Origin of the sequence: Streptomyces sp. HmicA12 (assembly GCF_000373565.1) — a bacterium.
Lineage (GTDB): Bacteria > Actinomycetota > Actinomycetes > Streptomycetales > Streptomycetaceae > Streptomyces.
Map to the genome: position 1 here is coordinate 1 of NZ_KB891838.1, position 2067 is coordinate 2067.

General features: G+C 71.4%; 3 protein-coding genes and 1 pseudogene. All 4 read left to right on the forward strand.

The annotated features are described in order from the left end of the window. The first annotated feature begins 26 nt into the window (after positions 1-26). Positions 27-842, forward strand: a complete 816-nt coding sequence (locus tag B072_RS0132985; RefSeq protein ID WP_018534247.1) for a DUF4097 family beta strand repeat-containing protein — start codon at positions 27-29, stop codon at positions 840-842. A gap of 53 nt (positions 843-895) precedes the next feature. Then, entirely contained in the window at positions 896-1312 is a 417-nt protein-coding gene (locus B072_RS0132990) for a hypothetical protein (protein WP_158689278.1), read from the forward strand. Between the two features lie 119 nt (positions 1313-1431). Continuing rightward, the gene (locus B072_RS0132995; protein WP_018534249.1) at positions 1432-1674 is read left to right on the forward strand and encodes a hypothetical protein; all 243 of its coding nucleotides are present in this window, start codon (positions 1432-1434) and stop codon (positions 1672-1674) included. 73 nt (positions 1675-1747) lie between these two features. Beyond that, a pseudogene (locus B072_RS44685) lies at positions 1748-2067 on the forward strand (hypothetical protein); the annotation flags it as partial.

The following is a 2067-nucleotide window of genomic DNA, read 5'->3' on the forward strand; positions in this document are numbered from 1 at the left end:
AAAAGCTGACCTAAAGGGAGACGGACATGACCAGCCGCCACTTCACCACCGACCAGCCCGGAGCGATCGTCCTGAGCGCGAGCATCCTCGGCATCCACGGGGTCATCACCGTCGACGCCAGCGAGAAGTGCGAGCGCGCCTCTGTCACCATCCGCACTGACGACGAGGAGGGCCCGGCGGCCGAGGCCGTCCGCACCGCCGAACTCGGCATGAACGACGGCACCCTGGTTGCTCAGGTCACCGGCGAAGACCACGGCAGCGGCATCACGCAGTCGGTCTTCACTCGGGGCGGACGCACCACCGTCATCCAGAGCGGCGGGACGATCCGCGGCAACGTCACCGGCGTCACGATCGTCGACGGCCAGGTCATCACCGGCGGGAGCGGCACCGTCGTCCAGCACATCTCGCCGGTCGAGATCACCGTGACCGTCCCGCTGAACAGCACGGTCATCTCCCAGTCGGATTCGTCGGCCCTGACGACGACCGGCCCGCTCGCCGCAGTCTCCGCCGACACCCAGTCCGGCCGCGTCGAAGTCGAGCGCGCGCAGAACCTGCGGGCGAGCACCATGTCCGGCGCGGTCTCCATCGGCGCGGCGGTGTTCGCGCGGGCCAAGACGATGTCCGGCGCCATCCACGTCTCCGCCCTGGTCCGCGACGGCTACCTCGACACGATGTCCGGCCGCATCCAGGCGAACGCGGTCGGCGGTGGCCTCATCCAGGCCCACACGATGTCCGGCGCGGTCGACGTCACCGCCACCCCCCAGGCCATCCAGCAGGGCTTCACCGTCCGCGCCAGCAGCATGTCCGGGCACGTCTCGACCCCCCGGGGATGCGCCCGCTGACTACCGGGAGAGCAAGCGAAAAAGCCAGCGAAAAAGACAGCAGAGGAGCCAGCGTGAACCAGCCCAGCCGCCTCATGACCTTCGTCTACGGCCTCTTCGGCAGGGTCTGGGCCTACGAGTCGGTCGACGAGGTCCGCGACGTCATCGCCCGCAACGCCTTCGACACGACCGCCGAGCGGGTCCGCACCCACAACGACGCCGCCGCCAAGCTGTCCGTGCCGTACGCCCTCCAGCCCGGCCTGCTCACCCTGCACGACGAGCTGCTCGACATGTGGCACGAGCTGAAGGCGCTGGGCCACCAGGCCGAGCGCCTCAACGCGGCGGGCCTGACCGACGAGTGCTTTGACGCGGCGAACAGCATTCGACACGCCCTTCGGCACGTCGCCGCTGCCGCCGAGGAGACCATCCCGTCGGCCTTCGGAGCCGTCGGAACCCGGGAGCCGTTCGAGGTTCCGCTCATCACCGACTAGAAACGCCCCGGGGCGGCCGCTACCCGGCCAAGGATCACCGGCCGCCCCGGGCCCCGAATCCCGCTCCTGAAGGCAGCGGGGGGAGCCCCATCGTCCCTCACGAACCCAAGGAGCCCGTCATGGCACAGCCCGACAAGGACACCCGCGCCGCGGCCACCGACCGCGTTGCCGAGCTGAAGAAGGTGCGCGACCAGGCGCACGCCGACGCCGAGAACGCCAAGGCCACCGCCGACGAGGCGATGTGGAAGGCCATCGCCGCCGAGCTGGACGCGAAGACCGTCCTCCAGCGCGACGTCGTCGAGGCCACCGGCTTCTCCCGCGACCACGTCCTGCGCCGCACCAAGCCGCACCGCAAGAACTGATCCGGCCCGCCCCGGGCCTCCCCTCGCCCGGGGCCAGCCCCCCTTCTCCCCGACCCAGACGGAGGTCACCACCGTGAGCACCGAGAGCGCCCCTCAGCACCTGCGCACCGTCGCCGCGGTGCAGCCCTACCGTCCCCACGAGGTCGAGGCGAGCCCGCACTACCGCATGCCCATGCAGGTCCCGCTGTCAGGCGCGGTCGAGACCTACGACGAGCGCGAGCCGGTCGTCTGGGTCCCCGACGCCTACGGCCAGATGGTCCCGATGCGCCGTTCCCAGGCGCCGGCGCCGATGCAGCCGATGCCGCCCCGCGACCTCACCCCGCAGCCGCTGCTCGACCCCACCGCCCAGCGCCTGGTCGGCGGCGGCGCCCTCGCGGCCGGGATCGGCTGGGG